The organism is Aeromonas sp. s1(2024) (genome assembly GCF_040908005.1).
GTDB classification, from domain to species: Bacteria; Pseudomonadota; Gammaproteobacteria; order Enterobacterales; family Aeromonadaceae; genus Aeromonas; species Aeromonas caviae.
This window is the reverse complement of sequence record NZ_JBFOCW010000047.1, coordinates 1-26,038: the sequence shown is the minus strand read 5'-3', so window position 1 is coordinate 26,038 and position 26,038 is coordinate 1. Positions and strand designations below refer to the sequence as shown.

General features: G+C 62.8%; 28 protein-coding genes and 1 riboswitch. Of the genes, 21 read left to right on the top strand and 7 right to left on the bottom strand.

Annotation, left to right across the window (positions count from 1 at the left end; genetic code table 11):
• Positions 1–42 precede the first annotated feature (42 nt).
• Positions 43–840 (top strand): class II glutamine amidotransferase, encoded by a 798-nt coding sequence (locus tag AB5Y70_RS11165; RefSeq protein ID WP_043154215.1) that lies wholly within the window; start codon positions 43–45, stop codon positions 838–840.
• Positions 841–1,140: 300 nt separating this feature from the next.
• Positions 1,141–1,476, top strand: coding sequence for an Hpt domain-containing protein (locus tag AB5Y70_RS11160; protein WP_010674144.1), 336 nt, complete (start codon positions 1,141–1,143; stop codon positions 1,474–1,476).
• Between the two features lie 12 nt (positions 1,477–1,488).
• On the opposite strand, the gene yvcK is transcribed toward AB5Y70_RS11160, so the two are convergent.
• Entirely contained in the window at positions 1,489–2,412 is a 924-nt protein-coding gene (yvcK, locus tag AB5Y70_RS11155) for a uridine diphosphate-N-acetylglucosamine-binding protein YvcK (protein ID WP_029314269.1), read from the bottom strand.
• Positions 2,413–2,525: 113 nt separating this feature from the next.
• On the opposite strand from yvcK, the gene AB5Y70_RS11150 reads away from it, so the two are divergent.
• Together AB5Y70_RS11150 and AB5Y70_RS11145 are read left to right on the top strand one after the other, a co-directional pair.
• Complete coding sequence (locus AB5Y70_RS11150) at positions 2,526–3,707, top strand: FIST signal transduction protein (RefSeq protein WP_049636344.1); 1,182 nt, start codon at positions 2,526–2,528, stop codon at positions 3,705–3,707.
• Between the two features lie 18 nt (positions 3,708–3,725).
• Positions 3,726–5,801 (top strand): ATP-binding protein, encoded by a 2,076-nt coding sequence (locus AB5Y70_RS11145; RefSeq protein WP_049636343.1) that lies wholly within the window; start codon positions 3,726–3,728, stop codon positions 5,799–5,801.
• Positions 5,802–6,073: 272 nt separating this feature from the next.
• Here AB5Y70_RS11145 and AB5Y70_RS11140 read toward each other — a convergent pair whose 3' ends face one another.
• From AB5Y70_RS11140 to narQ, 4 genes are all read right to left on the bottom strand, one after another.
• Positions 6,074–6,649 (bottom strand): LON peptidase substrate-binding domain-containing protein, encoded by a 576-nt coding sequence (locus tag AB5Y70_RS11140; protein ID WP_041212730.1) that lies wholly within the window; start codon positions 6,647–6,649, stop codon positions 6,074–6,076.
• Positions 6,650–6,951: 302 nt separating this feature from the next.
• Positions 6,952–7,377, bottom strand: coding sequence for a globin domain-containing protein (locus AB5Y70_RS11135; protein WP_041215516.1), 426 nt, complete (start codon positions 7,375–7,377; stop codon positions 6,952–6,954).
• A gap of 146 nt (positions 7,378–7,523) precedes the next feature.
• Complete coding sequence (gene narL, locus AB5Y70_RS11130; RefSeq protein WP_039038841.1) at positions 7,524–8,162, bottom strand: two-component system response regulator NarL; 639 nt, start codon at positions 8,160–8,162, stop codon at positions 7,524–7,526.
• Positions 8,162–9,874 carry a nitrate/nitrite two-component system sensor histidine kinase NarQ gene (gene narQ, locus AB5Y70_RS11125; protein ID WP_041215515.1) on the bottom strand — a complete coding sequence of 571 codons (1,713 nt, stop codon included), beginning with the start codon at positions 9,872–9,874 and terminating at the stop codon, positions 8,162–8,164. The genes narL and narQ overlap by 1 nt, the downstream gene beginning before the upstream one ends.
• Positions 9,875–9,952: 78 nt before the next feature.
• A riboswitch (molybdenum cofactor riboswitch) is annotated at positions 9,953–10,092 on the top strand.
• Between narQ and moaA the strand changes: the two genes are divergently transcribed.
• From moaA to AB5Y70_RS11045, 16 genes are all read left to right on the top strand, one after another.
• The gene (moaA, locus tag AB5Y70_RS11120; RefSeq protein WP_043154223.1) at positions 10,080–11,075 is read left to right on the top strand and encodes a GTP 3',8-cyclase MoaA; all 996 of its coding nucleotides are present in this window, start codon (positions 10,080–10,082) and stop codon (positions 11,073–11,075) included. Its footprint overlaps the riboswitch before it by 13 nt.
• A 251-nt stretch (positions 11,076–11,326) precedes the next feature.
• Complete coding sequence (napF, locus tag AB5Y70_RS11115) at positions 11,327–11,836, top strand: ferredoxin-type protein NapF (RefSeq protein WP_041212734.1); 510 nt, start codon at positions 11,327–11,329, stop codon at positions 11,834–11,836.
• Entirely contained in the window at positions 11,833–12,135 is a 303-nt protein-coding gene (locus AB5Y70_RS11110) for a chaperone NapD (protein WP_010674154.1), read from the top strand. Before napF ends, AB5Y70_RS11110 begins: the two co-directional genes overlap by 4 nt.
• Positions 12,136–12,324: 189 nt before the next feature.
• Entirely contained in the window at positions 12,325–14,814 is a 2,490-nt protein-coding gene (gene napA, locus AB5Y70_RS11105) for a nitrate reductase catalytic subunit NapA (protein WP_041215512.1), read from the top strand.
• 16 nt (positions 14,815–14,830) lie between these two features.
• Positions 14,831–15,565 carry a ferredoxin-type protein NapG gene (gene napG / locus AB5Y70_RS11100; protein ID WP_043154225.1) on the top strand — a complete coding sequence of 245 codons (735 nt, stop codon included), beginning with the start codon at positions 14,831–14,833 and terminating at the stop codon, positions 15,563–15,565.
• Complete coding sequence (gene napH, locus AB5Y70_RS11095) at positions 15,562–16,437, top strand: quinol dehydrogenase ferredoxin subunit NapH (protein WP_043154227.1); 876 nt, start codon at positions 15,562–15,564, stop codon at positions 16,435–16,437. Before napG ends, napH begins: the two co-directional genes overlap by 4 nt.
• Positions 16,437–16,892 carry a nitrate reductase cytochrome c-type subunit gene (locus tag AB5Y70_RS11090; protein ID WP_041212738.1) on the top strand — a complete coding sequence of 152 codons (456 nt, stop codon included), beginning with the start codon at positions 16,437–16,439 and terminating at the stop codon, positions 16,890–16,892. The genes napH and AB5Y70_RS11090 overlap by 1 nt, the downstream gene beginning before the upstream one ends.
• A gap of 11 nt (positions 16,893–16,903) precedes the next feature.
• Complete coding sequence (locus AB5Y70_RS11085; protein WP_010674159.1) at positions 16,904–17,494, top strand: cytochrome c3 family protein; 591 nt, start codon at positions 16,904–16,906, stop codon at positions 17,492–17,494.
• Between the two features lie 193 nt (positions 17,495–17,687).
• Positions 17,688–18,194 carry a molybdenum cofactor biosynthesis protein B gene (gene moaB, locus AB5Y70_RS11080; protein ID WP_039038846.1) on the top strand — a complete coding sequence of 169 codons (507 nt, stop codon included), beginning with the start codon at positions 17,688–17,690 and terminating at the stop codon, positions 18,192–18,194.
• 50 nt (positions 18,195–18,244) lie between these two features.
• Entirely contained in the window at positions 18,245–18,739 is a 495-nt protein-coding gene (gene moaC / locus AB5Y70_RS11075) for a cyclic pyranopterin monophosphate synthase MoaC (protein ID WP_043154228.1), read from the top strand.
• Entirely contained in the window at positions 18,736–18,981 is a 246-nt protein-coding gene (moaD, locus tag AB5Y70_RS11070) for a molybdopterin synthase sulfur carrier subunit (RefSeq protein WP_010674162.1), read from the top strand. Before moaC ends, moaD begins: the two co-directional genes overlap by 4 nt.
• 3 nt (positions 18,982–18,984) lie before the next feature.
• A complete protein-coding gene (moaE, locus tag AB5Y70_RS11065; RefSeq protein WP_043154230.1) occupies positions 18,985–19,464 on the top strand; it encodes a molybdopterin synthase catalytic subunit MoaE in 480 nt (159 codons plus the stop codon).
• A 54-nt stretch (positions 19,465–19,518) separates the two neighbouring features.
• Positions 19,519–20,247, top strand: coding sequence for a molybdate ABC transporter substrate-binding protein (gene modA, locus AB5Y70_RS11060; protein WP_043154232.1), 729 nt, complete (start codon positions 19,519–19,521; stop codon positions 20,245–20,247).
• Positions 20,248–20,363: 116 nt separating this feature from the next.
• Positions 20,364–21,044, top strand: a complete 681-nt coding sequence (gene modB, locus AB5Y70_RS11055) for a molybdate ABC transporter permease subunit (protein WP_010674165.1) — start codon at positions 20,364–20,366, stop codon at positions 21,042–21,044.
• Positions 21,041–22,096, top strand: a complete 1,056-nt coding sequence (modC, locus tag AB5Y70_RS11050; RefSeq protein WP_043154234.1) for a molybdenum ABC transporter ATP-binding protein — start codon at positions 21,041–21,043, stop codon at positions 22,094–22,096. The genes modB and modC overlap by 4 nt, the downstream gene beginning before the upstream one ends.
• A gap of 67 nt (positions 22,097–22,163) precedes the next feature.
• Positions 22,164–22,940, top strand: a complete 777-nt coding sequence (locus AB5Y70_RS11045; RefSeq protein WP_043154236.1) for an alpha/beta fold hydrolase — start codon at positions 22,164–22,166, stop codon at positions 22,938–22,940.
• A 67-nt stretch (positions 22,941–23,007) separates the two neighbouring features.
• Here AB5Y70_RS11045 and moeB read toward each other — a convergent pair whose 3' ends face one another.
• Both moeB and moeA read right to left on the bottom strand, forming a co-directional pair.
• On the bottom strand, positions 23,008–23,763 hold the full coding sequence (gene moeB, locus AB5Y70_RS11040; protein ID WP_043154238.1) for a molybdopterin-synthase adenylyltransferase MoeB: 756 nt from the start codon (positions 23,761–23,763) through the stop codon (positions 23,008–23,010).
• Positions 23,760–24,986, bottom strand: a complete 1,227-nt coding sequence (gene moeA / locus AB5Y70_RS11035) for a molybdopterin molybdotransferase MoeA (RefSeq protein WP_043154257.1) — start codon at positions 24,984–24,986, stop codon at positions 23,760–23,762. Before moeA ends, moeB begins: the two co-directional genes overlap by 4 nt.
• Before the next feature lie 370 nt (positions 24,987–25,356).
• On the opposite strand from moeA, the gene folE reads away from it, so the two are divergent.
• The gene (folE, locus tag AB5Y70_RS11030; protein ID WP_010674171.1) at positions 25,357–26,013 is read left to right on the top strand and encodes a GTP cyclohydrolase I FolE; all 657 of its coding nucleotides are present in this window, start codon (positions 25,357–25,359) and stop codon (positions 26,011–26,013) included.
• Positions 26,014–26,038 lie beyond the last annotated feature (25 nt).

Below are 26,038 nucleotides of genomic sequence, written 5' to 3'. Positions count from 1 at the left end.
TTGACGAAACCAGAGTCAAGATATTCAGGGAGTGGATGGTATATGTGCGAACTGCTCGGCATGAGTGCCAATGTGCCGACCGACATCTGCTTCAGCTTTACCGGGCTGATGCTGCGGGGAGGCAAGACAGGTCCCCACAAGGATGGCTGGGGGATCACCTTCTATGAGGGGCGGGGTTTTCGCACCTTCAAGGATCCCGAACCCAGTGCCCAGTCTCCCATCGCCAAGCTGGTCCAGGCACTGCCCATCAAGAGCCGTGCCGTGGTCAGCCATATCCGGCAGGCGAACCGGGGGTGTGTCTCCCTGGAAAACACCCACCCCTTTACCCGCGAACTGTGGGGCCGTTACTGGACCTTTGCCCACAATGGCCAGTTGACCGGTTACAAGAAGCTGCCGACCGGGCGCCACCGTCCGGTCGGCGACACCGACAGCGAGCACGCCTTCTGCTGGCTGCTCGACAGGCTGGAGCACAAGTACCCCAAACGGCCGGCAAATTTCCCCGCCATGTTCCGTTACCTCGCGACCCTGTGCGACGAGCTGCGCGGGCTCGGGGTGTTCAACATGCTGCTGTCGGACGGAGAGTTCGTGATGACCTATTGCAGCAACAACCTTTACTGGTTGACGCGCAGGGCTCCCTTTGGCGAAGCCCGTCTGCTGGATGAGGATGTGGCCATCGACTTTCAGAGTGAAACCACGCCGAACGATGTGGTGACCCTGATCGCCACCCGGCCGCTCACCGGCAACGAGAATTGGGTGAAGATGGTGCCCGGGGAGTTCTGCCTGTTCAGGCTGGGCGAGCTGGAATATGGCAATGCAGCCAACTTGTTGAACCAGAAATAAAAAATACCAGGGTAGATGTCTACCCTGGTTCTTCGCAGCAGCCATACAGGCAAAAAGGGATGAGAGAGGTGTTGCTGAGCCGCATCATTCTCATGGGTTGCATTGTTACTTTAATGTTAATTTTGTGACAACCTTTATCTCTCTCCATTCTGACTGACATACCGATAACTTGAAGCTGCTCACATTCTGGTGTCGCAAGAGCATCCGGAGCGATACGGGCATGCCCGAAGGACGGGTGACAGCGGGGCTGTGGGTCCGCTATATTGTGGTCTGTTTGAATACCATCATAGGGAAGAGAAGATGGAGTGGCTGGATCAGAAAGTGCTGCGACAACTGGCAGATGATATCGGTCACGAGATGATGCCGGTCGTCATCTCGGTGTTTGTCGAAGAGGTAGGCGAGCAGTTGGCCCAATTAAGACCGCTTTTTGAGCAGCGGGACTGGTCAGCCCTGGCGCGTCTTGCCCACAGCATGAAATCGTCCTGTGGCAGCTATGGCGCCAAACCCAGCTATCAGCAGGTGATGGATCTGGAGTCCGCCTGTCGCCGGGAAGATGAGCAAGAGGCCGGCAGACTGCTGGCTGAGCTGGAGCACTCCCTGCCCCAGGTCTTCACCCATCTGGCCCAGTTTCACTGATCCAGAAGGGCATCAGCCCGCCATGTCGCGCTCGCCAAGCCTGCTCAGGATCACGGTGTCGAGTGCCAGCCGCAGCTTGAGGCGGTCGTGGCGGTGGGGGAGGGCCGCTTCACCCAGCTCGGCCCGAACGAGGCAGTGCTGCAGCTCGGGTACCTGGGGGCCCTCGGGAGCCAGAATGGCATCGATCCGGCCGCTGCCTATCCGCTCTTCCAGCCAACGATGTTGACTGGACAGTGACAACTGGCCTGCCGGACCCTCTTCGTCCACCAGATTGCTGATGAACACGACGATGGCGCGGCTGCTGCGGATCGCCTCCGCAATCTCGCGCAGCAGCAGAGGAGGCATGATGGAGGTGAGGAAGCTGCCCGGCCCCAGGATGATCATGTCGGCCTGGCTCAGCGCCTCGACCGCTTCGCGCGTGGCGGGCACGACCGGTTTCAGGCTCAGGGCCCGTGGCGGCGTGGTGAGCTGATCGATGGAGACCTCCCCCAGGATCTGATCGCCACAGACGGTGTGGGCGCACAGATCGGTGGGGTGCTCGGACATGGGCAGCAGATTGGGCTCAATTTCCAGCATGTCGCTGATGAGCCGGATGGCATCCAGGGGGCGCACGCAGAGGTTGTCGAGGGCCAGCAGCATCAGGTTGCCGAGGTTGTGGCCCGCCAGCTCGCCGCGGCCGGTAAAGCGGTGCTCGAACAGCTGGCTACCGATGCTGGGGGTGGTCACCAGCTGGTTGAGGCAGTTGCGCAGATCCCCCCAGGCGATGCACTCCTGGCTTTTGCGCAGGCGTCCGGTGGAGCCGCCATCATCCGTGGTGGTGACGATGCCCGTCAGCCGGGATCCCAAGAACGACAGGGAAGAGAGCACCCGGCCCATACCGTGCCCGCCGCCGATGGCGACAACCCGGTCGAAGTCATTGATATTTTTCTGCCACATGCAGTGATCCCGTGGGAGGCCAGTGAGCACCATTCTAGTCTCCATGGCTAGGTAATTGTTTGATAAGGGTATGATTTTTGCTTGATGCCAGCATCCCGTACCCCTAGGAGACGATGTTGAACTTCCTGACGGCTCACTCGCTTGCCGAGACGACCCCACTGGCCGCCCAACAAGTTACAGAGCGGTTGCATGCCCAGTCGTCCCATGTTCCATCGCTGTTGCTGGTCTATTTTACCCAAGCACACGAGGCGGCGGAACTGCGCCGTGCGCTCAAGGCACGTTTTCCCGATACCCGGCTGATCGGTTGCAGCTCCTGCGGCGGTATCCTGACCCAGGATGGCCATCATGGTCGGCATGGCTGGAGCCTGTCGGTCGCCGCCCTTTATGATGACAAGGGGGCCTATGGCGTGGCTGGCCAGATGGGGGATCAACCGGATGTGCGGGCATTGCTGCGCCGCGCCATCGCCGATGGTGGGCGACCGGGAGAGCTGCCGCAGCTCGTGTTGCTGCACACCAGCCCGGGGCTGGAGGAGGTTGTGCTCGCGGGGATCGACGCCGAGTTTGGCGCGACCGTTCCCGTCGTCGGCGGGTCGGCGGCAGACGACGGCGTGGTCGGGCAGTGGCAGCTGTGCTGGGACGAAGGGGAGGGATCACAAGGGTGCGTGTTGGCGGTGCTTTACCCCGATTGCCAACTGGCGTTCCAGTTTCATTCAGGCTATGTACCCACCGAGTGTCGCGGCATCATTACCGGGATAGACGGGCGGGAGGTGCTGACCATCGATCACGAGCCGGCGGCCCGGGTCTATGGTCGCTGGACCGAGCGTGCGACGCCCTGGCCGGTGGGCCCCATCCTCAGGGAGACGACGCTCTCGCCACTGGCCCGTCAGGTCGGCATGCTCGATGACCTGCCCTACTACAAGCTCTCCCATCCCGAGGCGGTGACGGCGCGGGAGGGGCTGCGCCTCTTTACCGAGACCCGACTGGGAGAGCGGCTGCTGCTCATGTACAGCAGCCAGGAAGGGTTGTTGCAGCGCAGCCTGAATGCGGTGAATATCGAGCCTGAATATGGCATGGCGAGCAATATGCGCCCCTTTGGCGCCCTGGTGGTGTTTTGTGCCGGTTGTCGGCTGGCACTGGGGGACAGGCTGGGGGACATCGTCAGTCAATTCAGTCAGAGGCTGGGTGAGATCCCCTTCATCACGCCCTTTACCTTCGGTGAACAGGGACGATTACCCCATGGTGAGCTGGCACACGGCAACCTCATGGTGTCGAGCGTAATCTTCCTCGAGAGCTGACACTGTGCTGGATTCAAGATGATAGGCAATAGCGAACTCGAAACCCTGGGTGACAAACTGCAAACCACGCTGGTGGAGCTGATGCGTTGCCGGGAGCGGGAGGCCAGATATCGGGAGGAGTCCCAAGCCCTGCTGTGCGGGGTGGCGACCCTGGCACAGGCCCAGAGTCTGGAGCAGGTACTGGAGAGTCTCATTCTTGCTCTCAAGCCCTTTATCGGATTCGAACAGGCGGACGTGGTTGCCTGGGAGGCCGTGGGGGGCAGCACCCATCTGAGCACCCAGCCGGACGAGGTGGGCCGGACCTGGTCGCTGACACCGCTCTTCTCCAGGGCCATCGAGGGGGAGACCCTTGTCATCTATGATCCCGCCCAACTGCCTGAGCTGGCGCCGCTGGCAGGGGCACCGGGCTGGGCCAGCGTCATGATGACAGGCTTGCAGGGACCGGGGTTTTCCGGTGTGCTCATCTGCCGGCACAGCGTGGCGGGCACCTTCGATCTCAAGAGCAAGGCGGCGATGCAGCGTTGTCGCCCGCTCATCTCCCAGGCCCTGGTCAACATCGCCTATCGGGCTCGCCTGCAAGAACAGGTTGACCTCAAGACCCTGGCCCTGCAGGCCAGCGAACAGCGTTTTCGCAGTTTTGCCGCCATGGCCTCCGACTGGTTCTGGGAGACCGATCCCCAGCACAGGCTCAGCTATGTCTCTGCCCCTGGCTATCAGGGAGAGGTGCTGGCCCGCCAGACGGGGAGAAGCCTCTATGATTTTGCCCACGACAAGCAGGACCCGGCCTGGAGCCACTACCGGCACCTGATCGCCCACCATCTGCCGGTGCGGGGAATGCGGGCCCAGGTGATGCTGGTGGGCGGGCCTTGCTGGATGGAGATCAATGCGGAGCCTTGCCATGATGCCGGTGGCCGCTTCCTCGGCTATCGGGGCACGGCGCGGGAGATAGGCAGCCAGATCCGCCGCGAGCAGGAGCTGGCGCGGGCGCGGGATGATGCCGAGACGGCCAACCGTGCCAAATCCCAGTTCCTCGCCATGATGACCCACGAGATCCGCTCTCCCATGAACGCCGTGCTGGGGATGCTGGATCTGCTGCAGCACGGCCGGCTCGACACTCCGCAACAGACCCTCATCGGCCATGCCACCCACTCTGCGCATCTGTTGCAGACCATCATCGACGATGTGCTCGATTTCTCGAAAATAGAGTCACATACCCTGACGCTGCACTGTGAACCCTTTCAGCCAGCCGAGCTGTGCCGTGCCCTGGTGGAGCCCTTGCAGGCACAGGCCAGTGCCAAGGGCATCACACTGCACTGGCATCTGGATGAGACGCTCCCTGAACGCCTTCAAGGGGATGCCGTCCGCCTCTCCCAGGTGATAGGCAACCTGCTTGGCAATGCCGTCAAGTTCACCTCCGTCGGCAGCGTGCGTCTGGCGTTGACCTGGGAGGAGGAAAAGCTGGGGGTCATGGTCAGCGACACGGGGATCGGCATCTCCACCGAGGATCAGGCGTTGCTGTTTGAACCCTTCTATCAGGTCGACAGTTCGGCAACCCGCCGCTTCTCCGGCTCGGGGCTCGGGCTGGCCATCTGCAGGCGGCTGGTGCAGCTGATGGGGGGAGACATTTGCGTGCAGAGCACGCCTGGGCTGGGAAGCTGCTTCTGGTTCGAGCTGCCCGGGATGGCCTCTCCCTGTGCTCCGGCCGCCGCCCCCGGCAGTGAAGAGTGCGCCAGACTGGAGCTGGATGTGCTGGTGGTGGAAGACAGTCCGGTCAATCAGCTGGTGGTATCCCTGATGTTGCAGAAGCTAGTGTGCAGAGTGAGGCTGGCAGGCAATGGTCTGGAGGCCCTGGCACAGGTGGCGAAGCAGCAGCCGGACCTTGTCCTGATGGATATGCGGATGCCGCAGATGGATGGGCTGGAGGCGACCCGGCGCCTGCGGGACATGGGGTGCGAGGTGCCCATCGTCGCGTTGACGGCCAATGCCATGATGGAGGACAGGGCCCGCTGCCTTGCCCAGGGCATGAACGATTTTCTGGCCAAACCCATCAGTCTTGCCAGGCTGCGAAGCTGCCTGCTCCGCCATTGCAGGTGATGCCGGCCGATTTTGGGTAAAAAAAATGGTCAACCTGGTGGTTGACCAATTCTTCAGCAAATACTGAAGAGAGCACGGGATAAATCGGGTTGTACGGTTTTATATGAAAAAGTCGTGCCAACTTTTCAAAACCTGTTATTTGCGGCCTGTAGCTGAATTGTGTGTTATTTATCGCTACCGTGATTGCAAAATGCAATTCTCATTTTTTCATTATAAGAATGCAGTGCCGAGAATTCGCGTTTTGCAAACCAACCGTTGACTCACTTTTTGACTCACTGTGCGATCAGTCGGCGCAAGAACTGACGCGCCGCTTCACTGTTCTGCTTGGCAATCAACATCTGTTTTTCATAGATCGGCATGGGCAGGATCTCGAGCCAGCGTTGGCAGAGCCAGGCTGCATCGTCGAACTGCTTGTCCGGGTAGAGCTCATCCAGTTCCGGGTATTGTGCAAAGACCTCTCTCAATCGGCTGACCAGCTGGTTGTCGCTGACATCAGAATCCGCACTCGGCCAGTTGGGCAGTGGCTCGACCTGGGCGTGCCTGAGGCCTGCGTCATCCGTTTCCATCTCGTGGATGCAGAAGCGTTCAAGGCCGAGCACGGTGACCCCGAGCAAACCGTCGTTGAGGGTATAAAAATCAGTCACCTTGACGCGGGTTCCGACCGGGAGAATCCGTCCGCAGGTACCCGTGCTGGTAGTCTCTTCCATCACGATGCCAAAACCCCGATCCTCGAGGAAGGACTCCTTGAGCATCTGCAGGTGGCGCGGCTCGAACAGGCGAAGGGGGAGCTTGCCGCCGGGCAGAATATGGGACGGCAAGGGGAACAGTGCCAGTTGTTGAAGTTTCATGTTCCATCCTCCTAATCAGTCATTGCTGAATGTGACAATGCAGTGACCGTGCCAGAGAGAGGGGGCGTGGCGAAGGGGTGAGCCATTTCCCGTGGTTATTTTTAATATCCATTTAAAATCAATCTATTGTGATTTGATGTCGCGAATGCAAGCAAGGTAGTGCGAAAGGGATTCAGGTGAGGTGTTAGGGCGCCGAACATACCCCGTGTGCAGAATGAGTCTATTTTCGCATATTGCAAATTTGATTCATGCAAAATGCCTGTTACAGACCCATTCAGCGATTGGGGGCAAAGGCCAGGGGATCAGGTGGTCAATTCGGTGTGCTGTGTCATGCCGTCCAGCATCAGGGCGGCTATCTCGTCATACATCTGCGACCAGGCCTGTGCCAGTGCCGGTGTAAAACCACTGCCGAGACGCCGTGCCAGTACCTGGGTCAGCGCCTGCTTGAGCAGCGCAAACTGGTGGGGCTGAACGTTGAATCGCTGGTGACGCCTGCCGAGATCGCGAATGATGAAACCCAGTGCATCCAGCTGGGAGAGGCTGGTGATGACGGTGTTCAGGGTGTCCGACACCTTGGCAACGGGCAGCTCCTGATGTGGGGGAAAGAGGGCCCTGAGTTCGGGGGACAATCTGAACAGCTCTTCATACACCTCCTGGACATAGCTGTTGTTCAGGGCGCTCACCCTGCCCCAAGCTTTCTGGACCAGCTCTATCTGCTCAAAGGTCATGTCGATGTTTCCTTCCCGTGCAATGTCATGAAAATAATAATCCATCTACTCAATAGAGCACCGGGTTCCGCGCCATTTGGGGAAAAGAAGAGGGGGCCAGCAAGGAGGCACGGATGGTGACCCCTTGCTGGCAGGAGGCCTGGACCTCAGTTGCGCTGTTCCAGGTACATGACGGCTGCTTCGACGCGGCTTTGGGCCTCGAGCTTTTTCAGCAGGCTCTTGACGTGGACCTTGACGGTTCCCTCGGAGATATGGAGCACGGAGGCGACCTGCTTGTTGGACAACCCCTTGGCGATTTCACGCATGATCTGCATCTCGCGTCGGGTCAGGCTCTCCAGCTTCTGCTGCAGGTGGTCCAGCTCGTAGATGTTCTCGAGATAGGGACGTAGCGGCTCGCTCAGGATCTGCTTGCCGGTCATCACGTCAGCCAGCTGGGCCAGCAGCATGTCAGGCTCGGTGTCCTTGAGCAGATAGCCGTCCGCGCCTGCCTTGAGCAGGGCAACCACATCCTGGCGGGCGTCAGAGACGGTCAGGATCACCACGCGGGAAGTCACCTCTTCGGCCCGCAGCGCCTTGAGGGTATCGAGACCTGACAACCCCTTCATGTTGAGGTCGAGCAGGATAAGGTCCGGTTCGGACTCCTTGGCCATGGCCACGGCGTCGGTGCCGTTGGAGGCCTCGCCAACCACGTCGATGTTATCTTCCAACTCCAGCAGTTGCACAATTCCCTTGCGCATCAGGGGGTGGTCATCCACGACCAGAACACTGTATTTCATCTCGTCCATCAGGCGTCTCTTGTTAGGCTGGTGGGAAAGGTCAGGTGTATGCGGGTGCCCCCGGAGGGCGGTTCACTGATGGTCAACTGGCCGCGCAATTTGCTGGCGCGTTCATTCATGATGCTGAGACCGTAGTGATTCACCGCCGAGCTTGCGCCCCTTATTCCAACACCATCGTCTGCAATCTGAACCTGGATGTTACCATCAGCCAGGGTCTCACAGCTAACGTCAATGTGCCGCGCGCTGGCATGCTTGATGGCATTGAGCACTGCCTCACGGATCAGCTGCAGGATGTGGATGTGCTGCCCCGCTTCAAGGTCGGTGTCCGTCAGTCCGTACTGGAGCCTGATGTCGGCGTGCGTCTGGGGTTTGAGCTGCTCGAGCATGACCGCGATGGCTTCACCCAGGTTGGCATCGCCGATGCTGAGGCGGAAGGTGCCGAGCAGTTCGCGCAACTGGGTATAGGCATTGCTGAGTCCCTCGTCGATCTGCTCCATGGCTGCCTCGGTCTTGGCCCTGTCCCCCTTGGCGAAGGAGCGCTTGAGCAGCGTGGCCTGGATCTTCAGGTAAGAGAGGGCCTGGGCGAGGGAGTCGTGCAGTTCACGGGCGATGACGGCGCGCTCTTCCATCAGCAGCAGGCGCTGGTGCTGCAGCAGGGTCTGATCCTTGTGCAGCACCTGGGCCAGCAACATGGAGAAGTTCTTCATCAGCCGCTCGTCGATGGGGTGGTCGCTTATCATGTCGAGCCGGCCGTACTCCTCGTCATCCATCTGCAGGTAGAAGCTCACCACGGCGTCCAGATCCCCCGGCCACCCCTTGCGACCTGTGATGTAGACCGGCATCGCATTGTGCTCGAAGCGGGTGAGGCGGATGTACTCGATGTGCTGGTGGGCGGCGGCCCGCTCCAGCAGCTTTTGCAGGGTGCGGCGGCTGAGGGGCGCCGCGTGCAGTTTCTGGGCGGTGGAATAGAGGAAGGAGAGGGTGTCGTTGGCCTGTTGCAGCTTGGCCGTTTTCTCCTCCACCTTGCTCTCCAGCTCCCGGTAGAGTTTGCCAAGCTCGTCGGCCATGGTCGCGAACGCTCCCGACAGCTCTCCCAGCTCGTTCTCACAGTGGGGGGGCAGGGTGAGATCGAATTCCTGACGCTGGATCTGGCGTGCGCAATAGACCAGCTGATTGAGGGGCGCCACCACCTGCTGGCGAGTGAAGCGCACCGTGCACCAGGCGATGGTGATGATGGCGAGCAGCCCTAGCCCCTCGGCCAGCGCCAGCATGCGCACCTTGAACTCCACGTGGTACTGCATCTGGTTGACGAAGTCATCGATGGCGGCGACGAACTGTTCCGTATTGTCGGTATAACGGCTGGGCGTGGCATTCTCGATGTGTTCGCGCATCACTTGCCATTGCAAGAGGACTTCACCATAGGTGCGGCGCAGGGAGGCGGGCGTGATCCAGCGCTGGGTCTCCTGCAGCTCGGGGGCATGAAGGGTCTGTTCAAACTGGGCGAGCCGACCGAGGACGACCTGATCCTTCTCGATTTCATAGGCCATGCGGTAGGCCTGCATGCGCAGGGATCCCGACAGGTTGATGGCCTTGGCATCGGGAACCGAATAGAAGAGGGTGACCATGGCCACCACGGCGATCAGGCTGGCCATGAACAGGATCAGCACCATGGAGCGACCGATGGCGCTGCTGACCGACTGCACTCTGAACCATTTTCCCATGCCGACCGGCTCCCTTTTCACCCACAAAGACCCCACAAAGTAGCATGGGAGTGTACTCCAAGTTGTGCTAGCATCGAAAAACTAGATGAACTCCGAGCGATTTTGCCTAAGTCATTGAGATAGGGGGAGATCGCCGTCAGCCGATGTTCGAGCTGAAAGGGTCAGGAAAGAAATGCCCTGGCCTCCCGTATTTGGAAAGGTGTTTATGTTGCCACTTGAAGATGGTTTTTCCCGTCGCTTTTACTATTTGCGTCTGTCGGTCACCGACGTCTGCAATTTCCGCTGTACCTACTGTCTGCCGGACGGCTATCACCCGCCGAAAGGAGATGGTGAGGGGCGCCAGTCCTTCCTCTCCCTGGAGGAGATCCGTCGCGTCGTCTCCGGGTTTGCCGCCATGGGGACGCGCAAGGTGCGTCTGACCGGAGGCGAGCCCTCCCTGCGCCGCGACTTCACGGCCATCATCGAGACCGTGGCCAATACCCCCGGCATCGAGAAGGTGGCAATGACCACCAACGGGTATCGCCTCAAGGAGCGTGCCCGCGAGTGGTTCGATGCGGGGCTGACGGCCCTGAACGTCAGCGTCGACAGCCTGGATCCCCGTCAGTTCCACCAGATCACCGGCGAGAACAAGCTGGCGGAGGTGATGGCGGGGATAGACGCCGCCCTGAGTGCCGGTTTTCGGTCGGTCAAGATCAACGCCGTGCTGCTCAAGGGACTCAATGATCATCAGCTCGAGACGTTCCTCGTCTGGATCCTGGACAAACCCATCGAGCTTCGTTTCATCGAACTGATGCAGACCGGCGAGATGGACGCCCTGTTTCGCGATCACCATACCAGCGGTGAACTCATCAAGCAGCGCCTGCAAGAGAGCGGCTGGGTGCAGCAGCTGCGCGGCCTCGATGATGGCCCTGCCCAGGTGTTCACGCATCCGGACTCGAGGGGCGGGGTGGGGCTCATCATGCCCTACAGCAAGGATTTTTGCGCCGGTTGCAACCGGCTGCGGGTCTCCTCCAAGGGCAAGCTGCACCTGTGTCTCTTTGGCGACAACGGGGTGGAACTACGGGATCTGCTCACCGATGACAGCCAGCAGGAGGCGCTGCAATGGCGTATTCGCCAGGCGCTGACCGGCAAGGCCGCCACCCATCGCCTCCATGAAGGCAATGCAGGCATGACCCCCCACCTGGCCTCCATCGGCGGCTGACAGCCGCCGTGCACCTCAAATAACCTTCGATTAATTATCAATCCTCACATAGGGGTAATTTACCTTGCCCCTGCTGTGTCTAATTGCGCCAAGGGTTTGATCCAGCGCAAGAATCCCCCCTGTTTATCTCCCTGGTGGTATATCCCCTGACTTGTCAGGGCCGCAATATACACCCACGCTTATAATTGGTATTGAAAATGCCAGTCACGGGATCCGCGCGGGGGCATCCGCCCCCGAAAAGAGGAGTCGATATGACCGACGGGGTCAACTTGTCACGCAGAGGCCTGTTTCGGGGACGCCTGAGCGCCCCCAAGGCCGGGATCCAGTTGCCCTGGTCCGTCTCCTGGGACGAGTTCGTGGCTGGCTGCACCCGCTGCGGCGACTGTCTGGCGGCCTGTCCGGAGCAGATCCTGATCAAGGGAGACGGAGGCTTCCCCACGGTGGATTTTCACCGCGGCGAGTGCACCTTCTGCACCGAGTGCGTCAGCGCCTGCCAGGCGCCGGTGTTCAGGCCGACAACCCAGACACCCTGGGAGTATGTGGCCCATATCGAGGCGGGCTGTCTGGCCACTGCCCAGGTGTTCTGCCAGCGCTGTCAGGACAGCTGCGAGCAGCAGGCCATCCGCTTTTCCCCCCGGCTGGGGCGCGTACCCACCCCCGGCATCCATGCCGAGTCGTGCAATGGCTGCGGGGCCTGCGTGGCGGATTGCCCGGTGGGCAGTATCAGCATCGGTCTGTCTCGTGGCGAGGCTTCGCGATGACCCAAGAGACGAACAAGTTGGAAAACGGTGATATGACGCGAGAAGAGTTCCATGTATCCAGCCTGGTGGTGCTGACCCAGCCCGATCTGCGCCACGCCCTGGCAGAGCGGATTGCGACCCTGGACGGGGCCGAGATCCACGCCGTCAGCGAGGAGGGCAAGCTGGTGGTGACCCTGGAGGGGCCGAGCCAGCGTCCCATCATGGCGGCCATCGACACCATTCAGGGGTTGCCCGGGGTGCTCTCTGCGGCCCTGATCTACCACCAGTTCGATGAAATGGACGCCGAAGATGGGGAATAAGGCGTCATGCGGCAGAAGCGCAAGAGTCGTTCGCTGACCGCCACGGGTAATACACGGGATGCCGGGTCTGTTGTCTGCGTTCGATGAACGAAAAGCCCAGAGCAAAGGAATAAAGCGCCATGGAGCTGAGCCAGCGCGGCTCGTCACAATGGCTGTCATTGATGTGATTAAGCAATGCGAGGATATGTCATGAAGCTGAGTCGACGCGACTTTATGAAGGCCAATGCGGTGGCGGCAGCCGCTGCCGTGGCCGGTGTCAGTGCCCCCACTCTGGCGGCGAACCTGATCACCAGTACCGACAAGACCGCCATCACCTGGGACAAGGCGCCGTGCCGCTTCTGCGGGACTGGCTGCTCCGTGCTGGTGGGCTCCCAGGCTGGCCGCGTCGTGGCGACCCAGGGGGATCCCGATGCACCGGTCAACCGTGGCCTGAACTGCATCAAGGGCTACTTCCTCTCCAAGATCATGTACGGGGAGGATCGCCTGACCCAGCCCATGCTGCGCATGACGAACGGCAAGTTCGACAAGAACGGCAACTTCGCCCCCATCAGTTGGGATCAGGCCTTCGACATCATGGCCGAGAAGTTCAAGGCGACCCTGAAAGAGAAGGGCCCGACCGCCGTCGGCATGTTCGGCTCCGGCCAGTGGACCGTCTGGGAAGGCTATGCCGCCGCCAAGCTGATGAAGGCAGGCCTGCGCTCCAACAACCTGGATCCCAATGCCCGTCACTGCATGGCCTCCGCGGTGGTGGGCTTCATGCGTACCTTCGGCATGGATGAACCCATGGGCTGCTACGACGACATCGAGCAGGCCGACGCCTTCGTGCTGTGGGGCTCCAACATGGCCGAGATGCACCCCATCCTCTGGTCGCGCATCTCCGATCGCCGTCTGTCCCACCAGGATGTGCAGGTGCACGTGCTCTCCACCTTCGAGCACCGCAGCTTCGAGCTAGCGGACAACGGCATGGTGTTCACCCCCCAGACCGATCTGGCGATCCTCAACTACATCGCCAACTACATCATCCAGAACGACAAGGTGAACTGGGAGTTCGTCAACAAGCACACCCAGTTCCGCAAAGGAGTGACCGACATCGGCTACGGCCTGCGTCCCACCAACCCGCTGCAGCAAAAGGCCAAGAACCCGGACAGCGGCGACTCCACCCCCATGAGCTTCGAGGACTTCGCCAAGTTCGTGGCGGATTACGATCTGGAGTCCGTCTCCAAGCTCTCCGGCGTGCCCAAGGACAAGCTCGAGAAGCTGGCCCAGATCTATGCGGATCCAGACAAGAAGGTGGTCTCCTACTGGACCATGGGCTTCAACCAGCACACCCGCGGCGTCTGGGCCAACAACCTCTGCTACAACATCCACCTGCTGACCGGCAAGATCTCCCAGCCAGGCTCCGGCCCCTTCTCCCTGACCGGCCAGCCCTCCGCCTGTGGTACCGCCCGTGAAGTGGGTACCTTCGCCCACCGTCTGCCGGCGGACATGGTGGTCACGGATCCCAAACACCGCGCCATCGCCGAGAAGATCTGGAAGCTGCCGGAAGGCACCATCCCGGAGCAGGTGGGCTACCACGCCGTGCTGCAAAACCGCATGCTGAAAGACGGCAAGCTCAACGCCTATTGGGTGATGTGCAACAACAACATGCAGGCCGGCCCGAACATGAACGAAGAGGCGCTGCCCGGTTATCGCAACCCGGCCAACTTCATCGTGGTCTCCGACCCTTATCCGACCGTGACCGCCCAGGCGGCCGACCTCATCCTGCCCACCGCCATGTGGGTGGAGAAAGAGGGGGCCTACGGCAACGCCGAACGTCGCACCCAGTTCTGGCACCAGCAGGTGAAGGCACCGGAAGGCGCCAAGTCCGACCTGTGGCAGCTGATGGAGTTCTCCAAGCGCTTCACCGTGGAAGAGGTGTGGCCGGCTGAGTTGATTGCCAAGATGCCGGAAGTGAAGGGCAAGACCCTGTTCGACGTGCTCTATGCCAACGGCCAGGTGAACCAGTTCCCGAAAGAGCAGAGCAAGGGGGCCCTGAACGACGAGGCCGAGCACTTTGGTTTCTACGTCCAGAAGGGGCTGTTCGAGGAGTACGCCTCCTTCGGTCGCGGCCATGGCCACGATCTGGCGCCGTTCGATCAGTATCACGAGGCCCGTGGCCTGCGCTGGCCGGTGGTGGATGGCAAGGAGACCCTGTGGCGCTACCGCGAAGGGTTTGACCCTTATGTGAAAGCGGGGGAGGGGGTGCGTTTCTACGGCAAGCCCGACGGCAAGGCGGTCATCTTCGCGTTGCCCTATGAGCCGGCTGCCGAAGCTCCGGACAAAGAGTACGACATGTGGCTCTCCACCGGTCGCGTGCTGGAGCACTGGCACACCGGCACCATGACCCGTCGCGTGCCCGAGCTCTATCGCGCCTTCCCGGATGCGGTGCTCTTCATGCACCCGGAAGATGCCAAGGCTCGCGGTGTGCGCCGTGGGGAAGAGGTGATCGTCTCCTCCCGCCGGGGCGAGGTGAAGACCCGGGTCGAGACCCGGGGCCGCAACCGTCCGCCCAAGGGACTGGTGTTCATGCCCTTCTTCGACGCGAGCCAGCTGGTCAACAAGCTGACCCTGGACGCTACCGATCCGCTCTCCAAGGAGACGGATTACAAGAAGTGCGCCGTCAAGGTCATGAAGGCCTGAGGCGGGGGAGCGCGAGATGAGTCGTAGTCGGCGCCAGTTTCTGGCCGACATGGCCAAGGGGGCCTGCGGTGTGGGCCTGCTTGGTGTGGGGCTCGGCGGAGTGGCGCGCCAGCAGGTGCAGGCTTTGCCTGCCCAGGCGCTGCGCCCGCCGGCCGCCCTCGACGAGGCCGAGTTTCTCGGCGCCTGCGTGCGCTGCGGACTCTGCGCCCTGGCCTGCCCCTACGACACCCTCAAGCTCGCCCGGCTGTTTGAACCCGTGACCACCGGCACCCCCTACTTCAAGGCGCGCGCCGTCCCGTGCGAGATGTGTGACGACATCCCCTGCGTGGCGGCCTGCCCGAGCGGGGCGCTGGATCGGGCCATGACCGATATCGATCAGGCGCGGATGGGGGTGGCGGTGCTCATCGATCACGAGACCTGCCTCAACTACCTGGGGCTGCGCTGCGACGTTTGCTACCGGGTCTGCCCCCTCATCGACAAGGCCATTACCTTGGAGCTGCAGCACAACCCGCGCACAGGCAAGCACGCCATGTTCCTGCCCACGGTGCACAGCGATCTCTGCACCGGCTGCGGCAAGTGCGAGCACGCCTGCGTGCTGGAGGAGGCGGCCATCAAGGTGGTGCCTCGCCAGCTCGCCAAGGGAGAGATTGGCCACCACTACCGGCTCGGCTGGGAAGAGAAGGCGAAGGCGGGCAAGTCCCTCATCGGCGACAGGCTCACCCTGCCGACCCGCAAACCGGAGGGTCTATGAGTCGGTATCCAGGGGCCGAGGCCATGGCTAGGCTGGGGTGGTGGCGTGCCCACCGCTTCCTGCTGCTGCGCCGGCTTTGCCAGTTCGGGGTGCTGGGGCTGTTCCTGCTGGGGCCGCTCGCGGGCATCTGGATCCTCAAGGGCAACCTCTCCAGCTCCCTGCTGCTGGAGACGGTGCCCCTCACGGATCCCCTGACCCTGTTGCAGTCGGTGGCGGCGGGCCAGTGGCCCATCCCCACCCTGTGGCTCGGGGCCGGGCTGGTGCTCGCGGGTTACTGGCTGGTCGGGGGGCGGGTGTTCTGCTCCTGGGTCTGTCCGGTCAACCTGGTCACCGATGCCGCCGCCTGGCTCAGGGGGCGGCTCGGGCTCAAGGGCAATGGTCAGTTCAACCGCGCTACCCGCTACTGGCTGCTGGCCATGGTGCTGGTGGCACCTGCCATCGCCGGCGTGCTGGTGTGGGAGCTGGTCAACCCGGTGTCGCTCACCCTGCGGGGCCTGTTGTTTGGCATGGGGGCGGGCTGGGGCCTGCTGGCGGTGCTGTTCCTGTTCGACCTTTTTGTGGTGGAGCGGGGCTGGTGCGGCCACCTCTGTCCGGTGGGGGCCTTCTATGCCCTGGTCAACCGGGTCGGGTTCATCAAGATTGCAGCCTCGGGGCGCGAGCGGTGCAGCAACTGCATGGATTGTTATGCGGTCTGCCCGGAGCGTCCCATCCTGCGCGGCCCCGTTCACGGTGCCAGGCGTGGTCACGGGCCCTTGATTGCGGCTCAGGAGTGTACCAACTGCGGCCGTTGCATCGATGTCTGCGCGGAGCAAGTTTTTGAAATCACTGTAGGTTTTGCCGTCAAGGCAGAGAAAACGTCGGAGAACACATAATGAAGAAGCTGATTGGAGCAATGCTGGCCTGCCTGATGGCGGGTTCCTTGATGGCGGCCGTCCCCGAGATCACCAACAGCACGGGGGGCATCAAGTCGGAGCGGGGAAGCACGGATCTGGTAACGGATGCCGACGCGGCCCCTCTGAAGAACTTTCGCAAGGATGGCGACCTCTACGATCGCCAGTACATGCACCAGCCCCCGCTGATCCCCCACGACACCCGCAACTATGAAGTGGACAACAAGGTCAACAAGTGCCTGGCCTGTCACAGCTTCAAGAACGCCAGTGCCATGAAGGCCCCCAAGATAAGCCCCACCCACTTCGAGACCCGCGACGGCATGACCCTGGGCGAAGTCTCTCCGCGCCGCTACTTCTGTCTGCAGTGCCACGTGCCGCAAGCGGACGCCAAGCCGCTGGTGAACAATACCTTCAAACCGGTTGAAGCGCTGAACTGAGGAGCCCATAGATGAAATTACCCGGCTTTGTGAAGCGTCTGTGGACCACCTTCAAGTCACCGTCGAAGGCGGCCCTCTGGGTCATCCTGCTGATGGGCTTCTTCGGTGGCGTCATCTTCTGGGGCGGGTTCAACACCGCCATGGAAGCGTCCAACACCGAGGCCTTCTGCACCGGTTGCCACGAGATGAAGGACAACGTGTTCGTGGAGTACCGCGACACCATCCACTACGCCAACCGCTCCGGCGTGCGGGCCAGCTGCCCGGATTGCCACGTACCCCACGAGTGGACCTACAAGATCATCCGCAAGGTGCAGGCCTCCAAGGAGCTGTGGGGCATGATCACCGGCAAGGTGGATACCCGCGAGAAGTTTGAATCCCACCGGCGGGAGATGGCCGAGCGGGAGTGGCAGCGGATGAAGGAGACGGATTCGCGCGAGTGCCGCAACTGCCACAACTTCGAGTACATGGACTTCTCCCTGCAAGGGCGTCGGGCCGCCCAGATGCACTCCACCAACCTGGCAAGCGGGGCCAACACCTGCATCGACTGCCACAAAGGGATTGCGCACCAACTGCCTGACATGAAAGGGGTGCCAGGCTTCTGATGGGAAGGCCGCCGGATCCCCGGGATCCGGCGGCCTTCGAGATTAATGGGCAATGACGCCCCCCAGCCAGACATCTTTTGATAGAATCCCTTCCCGGCAACGCGGCGCCCACCGGCTCCTTTCATGGCTGGCACCACGGTGCGGCGCGTTCACCTCATCCTCTCGTGGTCAATGATTGACAGGAATGGCCCCAATGGCACCCAAACACAGCGAATTCATCCCTCTCAAGATCGCCGTCCTGACGGTTTCCGACAGTCGCACCGCTGCCGATGACAGCTCGGGGGACTATCTGGTCGAGGCCCTGACCCAGACCGGCCACGTGCTGGCCGATCGGGCGCTCTGTCCCGACAACCTGTTTCGCATCCGCGCCCAGGTGAGCGACTGGATTGCCGACGAGGGAGTCCAGGTGGTGCTCATCAACGGCGGCACCGGCTTCAACGAGCAGAACCGGGTGCCCGAGGCGGTCGGCGTGCTGTTCGAGCGCACGGTGCAGGGTTTTGGCGAGATGTTCCGCCAGCTCTCGTTTGCCGAGATAAAAGGCTCCGCCATGCAGAGCCGCGCGCTGGCAGGGCTCGCCAATCGCACCCTGATCTGCTGCCTGCCCGGCTCCACCGGCGCCTGCCGTCTGGGCTGGGAACAGCTTATCCGGGATCAGCTCGACGCCCGTACCCGGCCGTGCAACTTCGTGACCCATCTGTGATCCCGGGAGTAAACCCGGATCATCCATCTTATTTTTCGATAGGTGCATAGATGAACCTGACCCATCTCAACCAGAGCGGCGAGGCCCACATGGTGGATGTCACCGACAAGCAGGTGACCGAACGCGAGGCCCGCGCCGAGGCTTTCGTGACCATGGCCCCCGAGACCCTGGCGTTGATCCTGAGTGGTCAGCACCACAAGGGGGACGTGTTCGCCACCGCCCGCATCGCCGGCATCATGGCGGCCAAGAAGACCTCGGATCTCATTCCCCTGTGCCATCCCCTGGCCCTGACCCGGGTGGAGGTAGAGATAGCCCCCCAGGCGGCGCACAATCGGGTCCATATCCGCACCCTGTGCAAGCTCTCGGGCAAGACCGGGGTGGAGATGGAGGCGCTCACCGCCGCCTCGGTGGCGGCCCTGACCATCTACGACATGTGCAAGGCGGTGCAAAAGGACATGGTGATCGAGCAGGTGCGTCTGGTGGAGAAAAAGGGCGGTAAATCCGGTCATTTCCAGCTGGGTGCGACCAAAGGAGAGCAGGCATGATCAAGGTTCTGTTTTTTGCGCAGGTGCGTGAGCTGGTCGGCTGCGACGAGCTGAGCCTGCCTTGCGACTACGCCAGTGCCGATGCCCTTCGCGCCGCCTTGAGCGAGCGGGGTGACAAGTGGGCGCTGGCGCTCGAATCCGGCAAGCTCCTGGTGGCGGTCAACCAGACCCTGGTGCCGCTGGATACCCCCCTCCATGACGGGGATGAGGTCGCCTTCTTCCCGCCGGTGACCGGAGGTTGAGCCATGAGCGACGTAGCCATCACAGATCGCATTCTGGTGCAGCGGGCTGACTTCTCGCTGGCCGACGAATATGCCCGCCTCGCTGCCCGGCAGGACACAGGCGCGATTGTCAGCTTTGTCGGCAAGGTGCGCGACTTCAATCAGGGGGAGCATGTGAAGGGGCTGGCCCTCGAGCACTACCCCGGCATGACCGAGAAGGCGCTGGCGGGCATCGTGGCCGAGGCCCGCGGGCGCTGGCCGCTGCAGGAGTGTACCCTCATTCACCGCATCGGCGAGCTGCTGCTCGGGGATCAGATTGTGCTGGTGGTGGTGAGCAGCGCCCACCGCGAGGCGGCTTTCGAGGCCTGCCACTTCATCATGGATTTCTTGAAGACCCGGGCGCCGTTCTGGAAAAAAGAGCTGACCGCCGACGGGGTGCAACGCTGGGTCGAGGCCAGGGCGAGCGATGACGCCGCCCTGGCCCGCTGGCAACAAGGGGAGTGAGCCTCGGGCTCGTGTCAATCGATCCGGCCGTGCCGGAACATAAGGAGCAACGGAATGAAGAGATGGGTATCCGTGTTGTTGCTGGGTGTCGGTGCAAGCGGCATTTACAGCGGGACTGTGCTGGCTGACGAGGTCAAGGTGGCGGTGGCGGCCAACTTCAAGGGCACCATAGAGCGCATCGGCAAGGAGTTCACCGCCAAGACCGGCCACAGCGTCGTCATCAGTTCGGCGGCCACCGGCGTGCTCTATACCCAGATCACCCACGGTGCGCCCTTCGATCTCTTCCTCTCGGCCGACGTGGCGACCCCTCAAAAGCTGGAGTCGGAAGGCAAGGGGAGCGAACGCTTCACCTATGCCATCGGTCAGCTCGGCCTCTGGCAGAAGGGGGGGCCTGCTCCCGACGAGGCCACCTTGCGCCACTGGCAGGGGGAGCTGGCCATCGCCAACCCCAAGACAGCGCCCTATGGCGCCGCCGCCATGGCGACCCTGGCTCATCTCAAGATCGATCCCAAACAGTATCGGGTGCTGACCGGCACCAACATCAGCCAGACCTGGCAGTTCGTCGACACCGGCAATGCGAAGCTGGGCTTTGTCGCCTGGGCCAATCTGGTGGAGGCGGGCAAGACCGGCGAAGCCTGGGCGGTGCCGGCCAGCTTCTATCCCCCCATCGAGCAGCAGGCCCTGGTGCTGAAGAAAGGGGCGGCGGTGGATGCCCTGGTCGCATGGCTCAAGGGGCCGGGACAGGCGCAGATCAAGGCGGCGGGTTACGCCCTGCCGCAGTAAGCGCCCGGCGTCTGCAGGCCAGCTCCGTGCTGGCCAGATCCGGTGTCTGACGTGTCCCAAGGCGGCGCCCGTCATGACGGCGCCCTGTTTTTTATCGACACCCGAGAGGGGACCCTATGAGTGAAGGGGATCTGCTGGCGGTCTGGCTGACCCTGAAACTGGCGGCCAGCACCACTGCCATCCTGCTGCTGCTGTCGCCGCCGCTCGCCTGGTGGCTGTCTCGCAGCCAGCACCGGCTGCGCCCTCTGGTGGAAGCCATGGTGGCCCTGCCGCTGGTGCTGCCGCCCACCGTGCTCGGTTTCTATCTGCTGCTGGCCTTCTCCCCGGAGTACGGCCTCGGTGGCTGGTGGCGGGAGACCTTCGGAGCCCCGCTCGCCTTCAGTTTCCTCGGCCTGCTCATCGCCTCCGTCATCTACTCGCTCCCCTTCGTGGTACAGCCCCTCACCTCCGCCTTCGTCAACATGGGCAACAAGGAGCTGGAGGCTGCAGCCACCCTGGGGATGGGCCCGTTTGAGCGTTTCTTTCGCATCATCCTGCCCATGACGCTGCCCAGCTTCGTGATGGCGGCGGCGCTGGGCTTTGCCCACACCCTGGGGGAGTTCGGGGTGGTGTTGATGATTGGCGGCAACATTCCCGGGGAGACCCAGGTGCTCTCCATTGCCCTGTTTGATCACGTGGAGGCGATGGATTACCAGAATGCCCATATTCTGGCAGGCGGCCTGATGGGCTTCTCCCTGGTGATGCTGGTGCTGGTCTACGGCGTGCTGCAACGCCGGCAACGGAGGCTGTTCGGATGAGCCTCTACCTCAAGGCCAGACGTGATTTCGGCCCCTTCACCCTGGCGTGCGATCTGGCGTTGCCCCCCAGCCGCATCCTCGGCCTGTTCGGTCCTTCGGGCTGTGGCAAGAGCACCCTGCTGCGTATCATCGCCGGGCTCGACAGGGCCCCGGGCGATGCCCTGCGCTGGCAGGGGCGCGAGCTTGCAGCCCTGCCCCCCGAGGCGCGGCGCATCGGGCTGGTGTTTCAGGATGCTCGTCTCTTCCCCCACCTGAGCGTGCTCGGCAACCTGCAACTGGCGGCTCGCAAGGGGAGGGGGCGCTGGCAGCCAGAGGATCTGGCTGCGCGCCTCGGCTTTGCCGAGCTGCTGGGGCAACCGGCCCACGGCCTCTCCGGGGGTCAGCGTCAGCGGGTGGCACTGGCCAGGGCCTTGCTGGCCGAGCCTGATCTGCTGCTGCTGGATGAACCCTTCTCGGCGCTGGACAGGCGCAGCCGCATCCATCAGGCCCACGTGCTCAAGGGCTTGCAGCAGGAGAGCGGCATCCCCATGATCTTCGTCAGCCACGCCATGGAGGAGGTGAGCCTGCTCTGCGATGGACTGGTGCTGCTGGCAGAGGGACGGGTGGAGGCTAAGGGCACCCCCGAGGAGATCTTCGCCCGCACCGACCTGTCGCTGGCCAGTCGCGACGACGTCGGGGTCATGCTCTCGGCGACCCTGTCCCACTACGACGAGCACGAGCAGATGGCGACCCTGCGACTCGGGGAGCAGACCCTGATGGTGACCATGGAGCATGCCCCCGATGAAGCGGGCCCCTTGCAGATCAAGGTGGCGGCGCGGGATCTGGTGATCGCCACCGAGCCCATCGTGCACTCCAGCCTCTCCAACTGCCTCGAGACCCGGCTGCTGGAGGTGCGGGAGGTGCGACCCGGGCAGACCCTGTTGCAGTTGGCGCTGGGGCAGCAGATACTGCTGGCCCGGATCACCAGCCGCTCCGCGCAGCGGCTCGCCCTGACGCCGGCCATGCGCCTCTACGCCTACATCAAGGCGGTGAGCCTGGTGGGAGAGGGGTAGACAGGGGACCGGAGTACGGATTGGCTGGCCCTGAGTGGCCGGCATGGCGTCGAGAAAGGGGGGACGGGTGCGTCGCAATCAGATAATGAAATCCCATGGCTTGGCCCTGCGCAGTGCGGGGGAGGGGCCCTTGCTGCTCTTGCTGCACGGGCTGGGCTCTTCCAGCCTCGACTGGCAGGCGCAGATCGAGCGCTTTTCCGAGCGTTACCGGGTGGTGGCCATCGACTTGCGCGGCCACGGCCAGAGCATGCAGGAGGGGCCCTTTGACGTGCCCACCCTGGCGGCGGATGTGGCCCGCTGGCTCGACGAACAGCCCGAGCCTGCCTGGGTAGTGGGGTTGTCGCTCGGTGCCATGGTGGCGCTGGAGCTGGCGCTGCAACTGCCCCACAAGGTGCAGGGGCTGGTGCTGGTCAACGGCTTCAGCGAATTTCTGCTGGAGACGCCAAAGGAGCAGGAGCGCTATGCCATGCGCCTCAAGTGGCTGCGCTGGTTCGGCATGCGGCCGCTGGCGTGGTGGCTCGGTCGCGAGCTCTTTCCCGGCCCCGATCTCGCCCAGGTGCGCCACACCTTCCGGGGGCGCTTCGTGCGCAACAAAAAGAAGACCTACAAGGCGCTGCTGGAGGCGCTACCCGGCTGGTCGGTGCGGGCTCGTCTCGGCACCCTCTGGCAGCCGGTGGCCATCATCTCCACCAGTCACGACTATCTGCCCCTGGCGCGGCGGGTGGAGCAGTTCGCCTCACTGCCCAATGCCACCATCCACACCCCGGATGGTCACCACGCCTGGCCGGCGGAAGATCCTGCCGGGTTCAATCATCTGTTGCAGCGGATCCTCTCAACCCATTGAGGGGAGCAGACAGCAGAGGTAGATAAAAAAGCCGAACCCGGGGGTTCGGCTTTTTTGTGGGCACTGCTCAGGGCCTTGAGCAGACCGGGCAGTCGGGGCGTTTGGGAAGCTTCAGCTCGCGAAAGCTGCCACCCAGACCGTCGATCATCAGCAGGCGGCCGCTGTAGCTTTTGCCCATGCCCGCCAGCAGCTTGATGGCCTCGAGCGCCTGCAGACTGCCCACCAGTCCCACCACGGGGGCCAGTACCCCCGCCTCGACACAGGTGAGGGCCTGCTCGCCAAAGAGGGCGCTGAGACAGGCGTAGCAGGGCTCATCCTCCTGCCAGGTGAAGCTGCAGAGCTGCCCTTCCAGCCGGATGGCGGCGCCGCTGACCAGGGGCACCTTGTGCTGGCGGGCGCGCTGGTTGAGGAGGTTGCGGATGGCGACGTTGTCGGTGCAGTCGAGCACCAGCTGATGGCGTGGCAGCAGGGCATCGAGCAGCGCCTCGTCAGCGAGGGCGGCGTGGGTCTCCACCTCGAGCCAGGGGGTGAGGGCGCGCAGGGACGTCGCCGCGGACTCCACCTTGAGCTGGCCGATGCGCGCGTCGCTGTGCAGCACCTGGCGCTGCAAATTGGAGAGCTCCACCCGATCGAAATCCACCAGGGTGAGGTGGCCGACCCCGGCCACCGCCAGATACTGGCTGGCGGCGCAGCCGAGGCCCCCGGCGCCGATGACCAGCACGCGGGATTGCTTGAGCGCCTCCTGCCCCTCGAAGTCGAAGGATTTGAGCACGATCTGGCGGTTGTAGCGAAGGAGCTCGGCGTCGCTCAGGATCTCGCTCACAGCAGCAGCCCCGAGAAGGGCTCGACGGTGACCGTCTCACCGGCGGCTACCTTGCCGCGCTCCTGTTCGAGCACGATGTAGCAGTTGGCCCGGGAGAGGGAGCTGAACACCCCGGAGTCCTGGGAGCCGGTGCTGCGTACCTCGAGGCCATTGGGGCCCACGCTCAGGATGCCGCGCTGGAAGTCCAGGCGCCCCGGGCTCTTCTTGAGCGGCTCTGTCGCCAGGGCCTGGAGGGGGTGCGGGCGTGCAAACTGCTGACCGGCCAGTCTGGCCAGGGCCGGTTGCACCAGCTGATCGAAGGTGACCATGGCGGAGACCGGGTTGCCCGGCAGACCGAAGAACCAGGCGTTTGGCAATCGGCCAAAGGCGAAGGGTTTGCCCGGCTTGATGGCGAGCTTCCAGAAGCCAATTTCCCCGAGCTCTTCGAGCAGTTGCTTGGTGAAGTCCGCTTCCCCCACCGAGACCCCCCCGGTGGTGATCAGGGCATCGGCCTCGCGGTCGGCCTGCAAGAAGGCGGCGCGCAGGGCCGCCGGATCATCGGGGATGATGCCAAGGTCCAGGCACTCACAGCCCATGCGGCTCAGCATCGCCTTGACCCCGTAGCGGTTGGAGTCGTAGATGTCCCCGTGCTGGAGCGGGGTGCCCAGAGGCTTGAGCTCGTCCCCTGTGCTGAAGATGGCGACCCTGAGGGGACGGCGCACCGTGACGCTCGCGATGCCAAGGGAGGCGAGCAGCGGCAGCTCTCTGGGGCTCAGGCGAAGGCCGCTTTCGAGCACCCGGGCGCCCTGCGCCAGATCCTCGCCGCGGCGACGGATGTTCTGGCCAGGCGTGGGCGCGGTCAGGAAAGTGATCCCGTTGTCGCCGGCTTGCGTTTCTTCCTGCATCACCACAGCGTCTGCACCCGGGGGCACAGGGGCCCCGGTCATGATGCGGATGCAGTGGCCGGCGGGCCACTCCCCCTCATAGGGCTGGCCCGCAAAGGCCTTGCCCGCCACGGGGAGCGGCATCCCGGCGGCGAGATCCGCCAGGCGCACGGCATAGCCGTCCATGGCGGCGTTGTCGAAGGGGGGGACGAAGAGGGGGGAGCTTATCTCCTCGGCCAGGATCCGATCCAGCGCCTGGGGCAGGGGCAACCGCTCCGTCTCGCAGCAGCAGGTGAGTTGTTCCAGCATCCCTTGCAGGGCCTTGTCCAAGGGGAGGAGTGCACCGGTATCGAATCCCATCATCATGACCTCTCTGGTGTGTAGGGGGCGGATTATCCCAAAAATCCGCTCCGATGGGCAGGCCGAAGGTGCGGTAATGGGGGGCAGATGCCCCGGAGTGATCGGATTATGGGGCGCTATCCCGTTGAATTACCTCCTGATGGGTAACCAGGGCGAGGCTTGCGCGGGATGGCAGGTGGGGAAGAGGCGGCACGGCCGTGCGCCTTGCCCCCGAATGGGCAGGCCGGTGCGGACAAAACGGGGTGGTTTGGCATAAAGTCGGGCACCGGGCTTGAGTTAGACAGAATTATGACAATAATCGCCCTGTAAGATTGCGCCGCGGCACCATGCCGCAGGCCAGCACAGTCCCTGAGCGTGGGAGATAAACACGATGACGAGCTTAAGCCAGGAAGCCCTGTTGGTCAGGGCGGCGCTCGAGGCCGAGGGCCTTGAGACACCTCTGGTGGCCAATGAATTGAGCGGCCAGCAGAAAAAGGAAAAAATCGAAGGTCATATGCGCGCCATCATGGAGACGCTGGGACTGGATCTGGCCGACGACAGTCTGGCCGAGACCCCGCACCGCATTGCCAAGATGTACGTGAACGAGATCTTCTCCGGCCTCGACTATGCCACCTTCCCCAAGGTGACGGTGATCGAGAACAAGATGAAGGTGGACGAGATGATCATGGTGCGGGACATCAGCCTCACCAGCACCTGCGAGCACCACTTCGTCACCATAGACGGCTTTGCCCACGTGGCCTACATTCCCCGCGGCAAGGTGATTGGCCTGTCGAAGATCAACCGCATCGTGCAGTTCTTCGCCCGCCGTCCCCAGGTACAGGAGCGGCTGACCCAGCAGATCCTGCTGGCGTTGCAGACCCTGCTTGGCACCAGGGACGTGGCCATCAGCATCAAGGCGACCCACTTCTGCGTGAAGGCCCGTGGCGTGATGGACTCCACCTCCTACACTACCACCACCTCCCTGGGCGGCGTCTTCAAGACCCAGCCCGACACCCGCGCCGAATTCCTCGGTGGTCTGAAAGGGTAGTGCTCCCGGGGCCTGTCGCCGACAG

Coding starts and splice junctions, on each gene's coding strand:
- AB5Y70_RS11165 (WP_043154215.1), top strand. CDS start 43: ATGTGCGAACTGCTCGGCATGAGTGCCAATGTGCCGACCGACATCTGC.
- AB5Y70_RS11160 (WP_010674144.1), top strand. CDS start 1,141: ATGGAGTGGCTGGATCAGAAAGTGCTGCGACAACTGGCAGATGATATC.
- yvcK (WP_029314269.1), bottom strand. CDS start 2,412: ATGTGGCAGAAAAATATCAATGACTTCGACCGGGTTGTCGCCATCGGC.
- AB5Y70_RS11150 (WP_049636344.1), top strand. CDS start 2,526: ATGTTGAACTTCCTGACGGCTCACTCGCTTGCCGAGACGACCCCACTG.
- AB5Y70_RS11145 (WP_049636343.1), top strand. CDS start 3,726: ATGATAGGCAATAGCGAACTCGAAACCCTGGGTGACAAACTGCAAACC.
- AB5Y70_RS11140 (WP_041212730.1), bottom strand. CDS start 6,649: ATGAAACTTCAACAACTGGCACTGTTCCCCTTGCCGTCCCATATTCTG.
- AB5Y70_RS11135 (WP_041215516.1), bottom strand. CDS start 7,377: ATGACCTTTGAGCAGATAGAGCTGGTCCAGAAAGCTTGGGGCAGGGTG.
- narL (WP_039038841.1), bottom strand. CDS start 8,162: ATGGACGAGATGAAATACAGTGTTCTGGTCGTGGATGACCACCCCCTG.
- narQ (WP_041215515.1), bottom strand. CDS start 9,874: ATGGGAAAATGGTTCAGAGTGCAGTCGGTCAGCAGCGCCATCGGTCGC.
- moaA (WP_043154223.1), top strand. CDS start 10,080: ATGTTGCCACTTGAAGATGGTTTTTCCCGTCGCTTTTACTATTTGCGT.
- napF (WP_041212734.1), top strand. CDS start 11,327: ATGACCGACGGGGTCAACTTGTCACGCAGAGGCCTGTTTCGGGGACGC.
- AB5Y70_RS11110 (WP_010674154.1), top strand. CDS start 11,833: ATGACCCAAGAGACGAACAAGTTGGAAAACGGTGATATGACGCGAGAA.
- napA (WP_041215512.1), top strand. CDS start 12,325: ATGAAGCTGAGTCGACGCGACTTTATGAAGGCCAATGCGGTGGCGGCA.
- napG (WP_043154225.1), top strand. CDS start 14,831: ATGAGTCGTAGTCGGCGCCAGTTTCTGGCCGACATGGCCAAGGGGGCC.
- napH (WP_043154227.1), top strand. CDS start 15,562: ATGAGTCGGTATCCAGGGGCCGAGGCCATGGCTAGGCTGGGGTGGTGG.
- AB5Y70_RS11090 (WP_041212738.1), top strand. CDS start 16,437: ATGAAGAAGCTGATTGGAGCAATGCTGGCCTGCCTGATGGCGGGTTCC.
- AB5Y70_RS11085 (WP_010674159.1), top strand. CDS start 16,904: ATGAAATTACCCGGCTTTGTGAAGCGTCTGTGGACCACCTTCAAGTCA.
- moaB (WP_039038846.1), top strand. CDS start 17,688: ATGGCACCCAAACACAGCGAATTCATCCCTCTCAAGATCGCCGTCCTG.
- moaC (WP_043154228.1), top strand. CDS start 18,245: ATGAACCTGACCCATCTCAACCAGAGCGGCGAGGCCCACATGGTGGAT.
- moaD (WP_010674162.1), top strand. CDS start 18,736: ATGATCAAGGTTCTGTTTTTTGCGCAGGTGCGTGAGCTGGTCGGCTGC.
- moaE (WP_043154230.1), top strand. CDS start 18,985: ATGAGCGACGTAGCCATCACAGATCGCATTCTGGTGCAGCGGGCTGAC.
- modA (WP_043154232.1), top strand. CDS start 19,519: ATGAAGAGATGGGTATCCGTGTTGTTGCTGGGTGTCGGTGCAAGCGGC.
- modB (WP_010674165.1), top strand. CDS start 20,364: ATGAGTGAAGGGGATCTGCTGGCGGTCTGGCTGACCCTGAAACTGGCG.
- modC (WP_043154234.1), top strand. CDS start 21,041: ATGAGCCTCTACCTCAAGGCCAGACGTGATTTCGGCCCCTTCACCCTG.
- moeA (WP_043154257.1), bottom strand. CDS start 24,986: ATGGGATTCGATACCGGTGCACTCCTCCCCTTGGACAAGGCCCTGCAA.
- folE (WP_010674171.1), top strand. CDS start 25,357: ATGACGAGCTTAAGCCAGGAAGCCCTGTTGGTCAGGGCGGCGCTCGAG.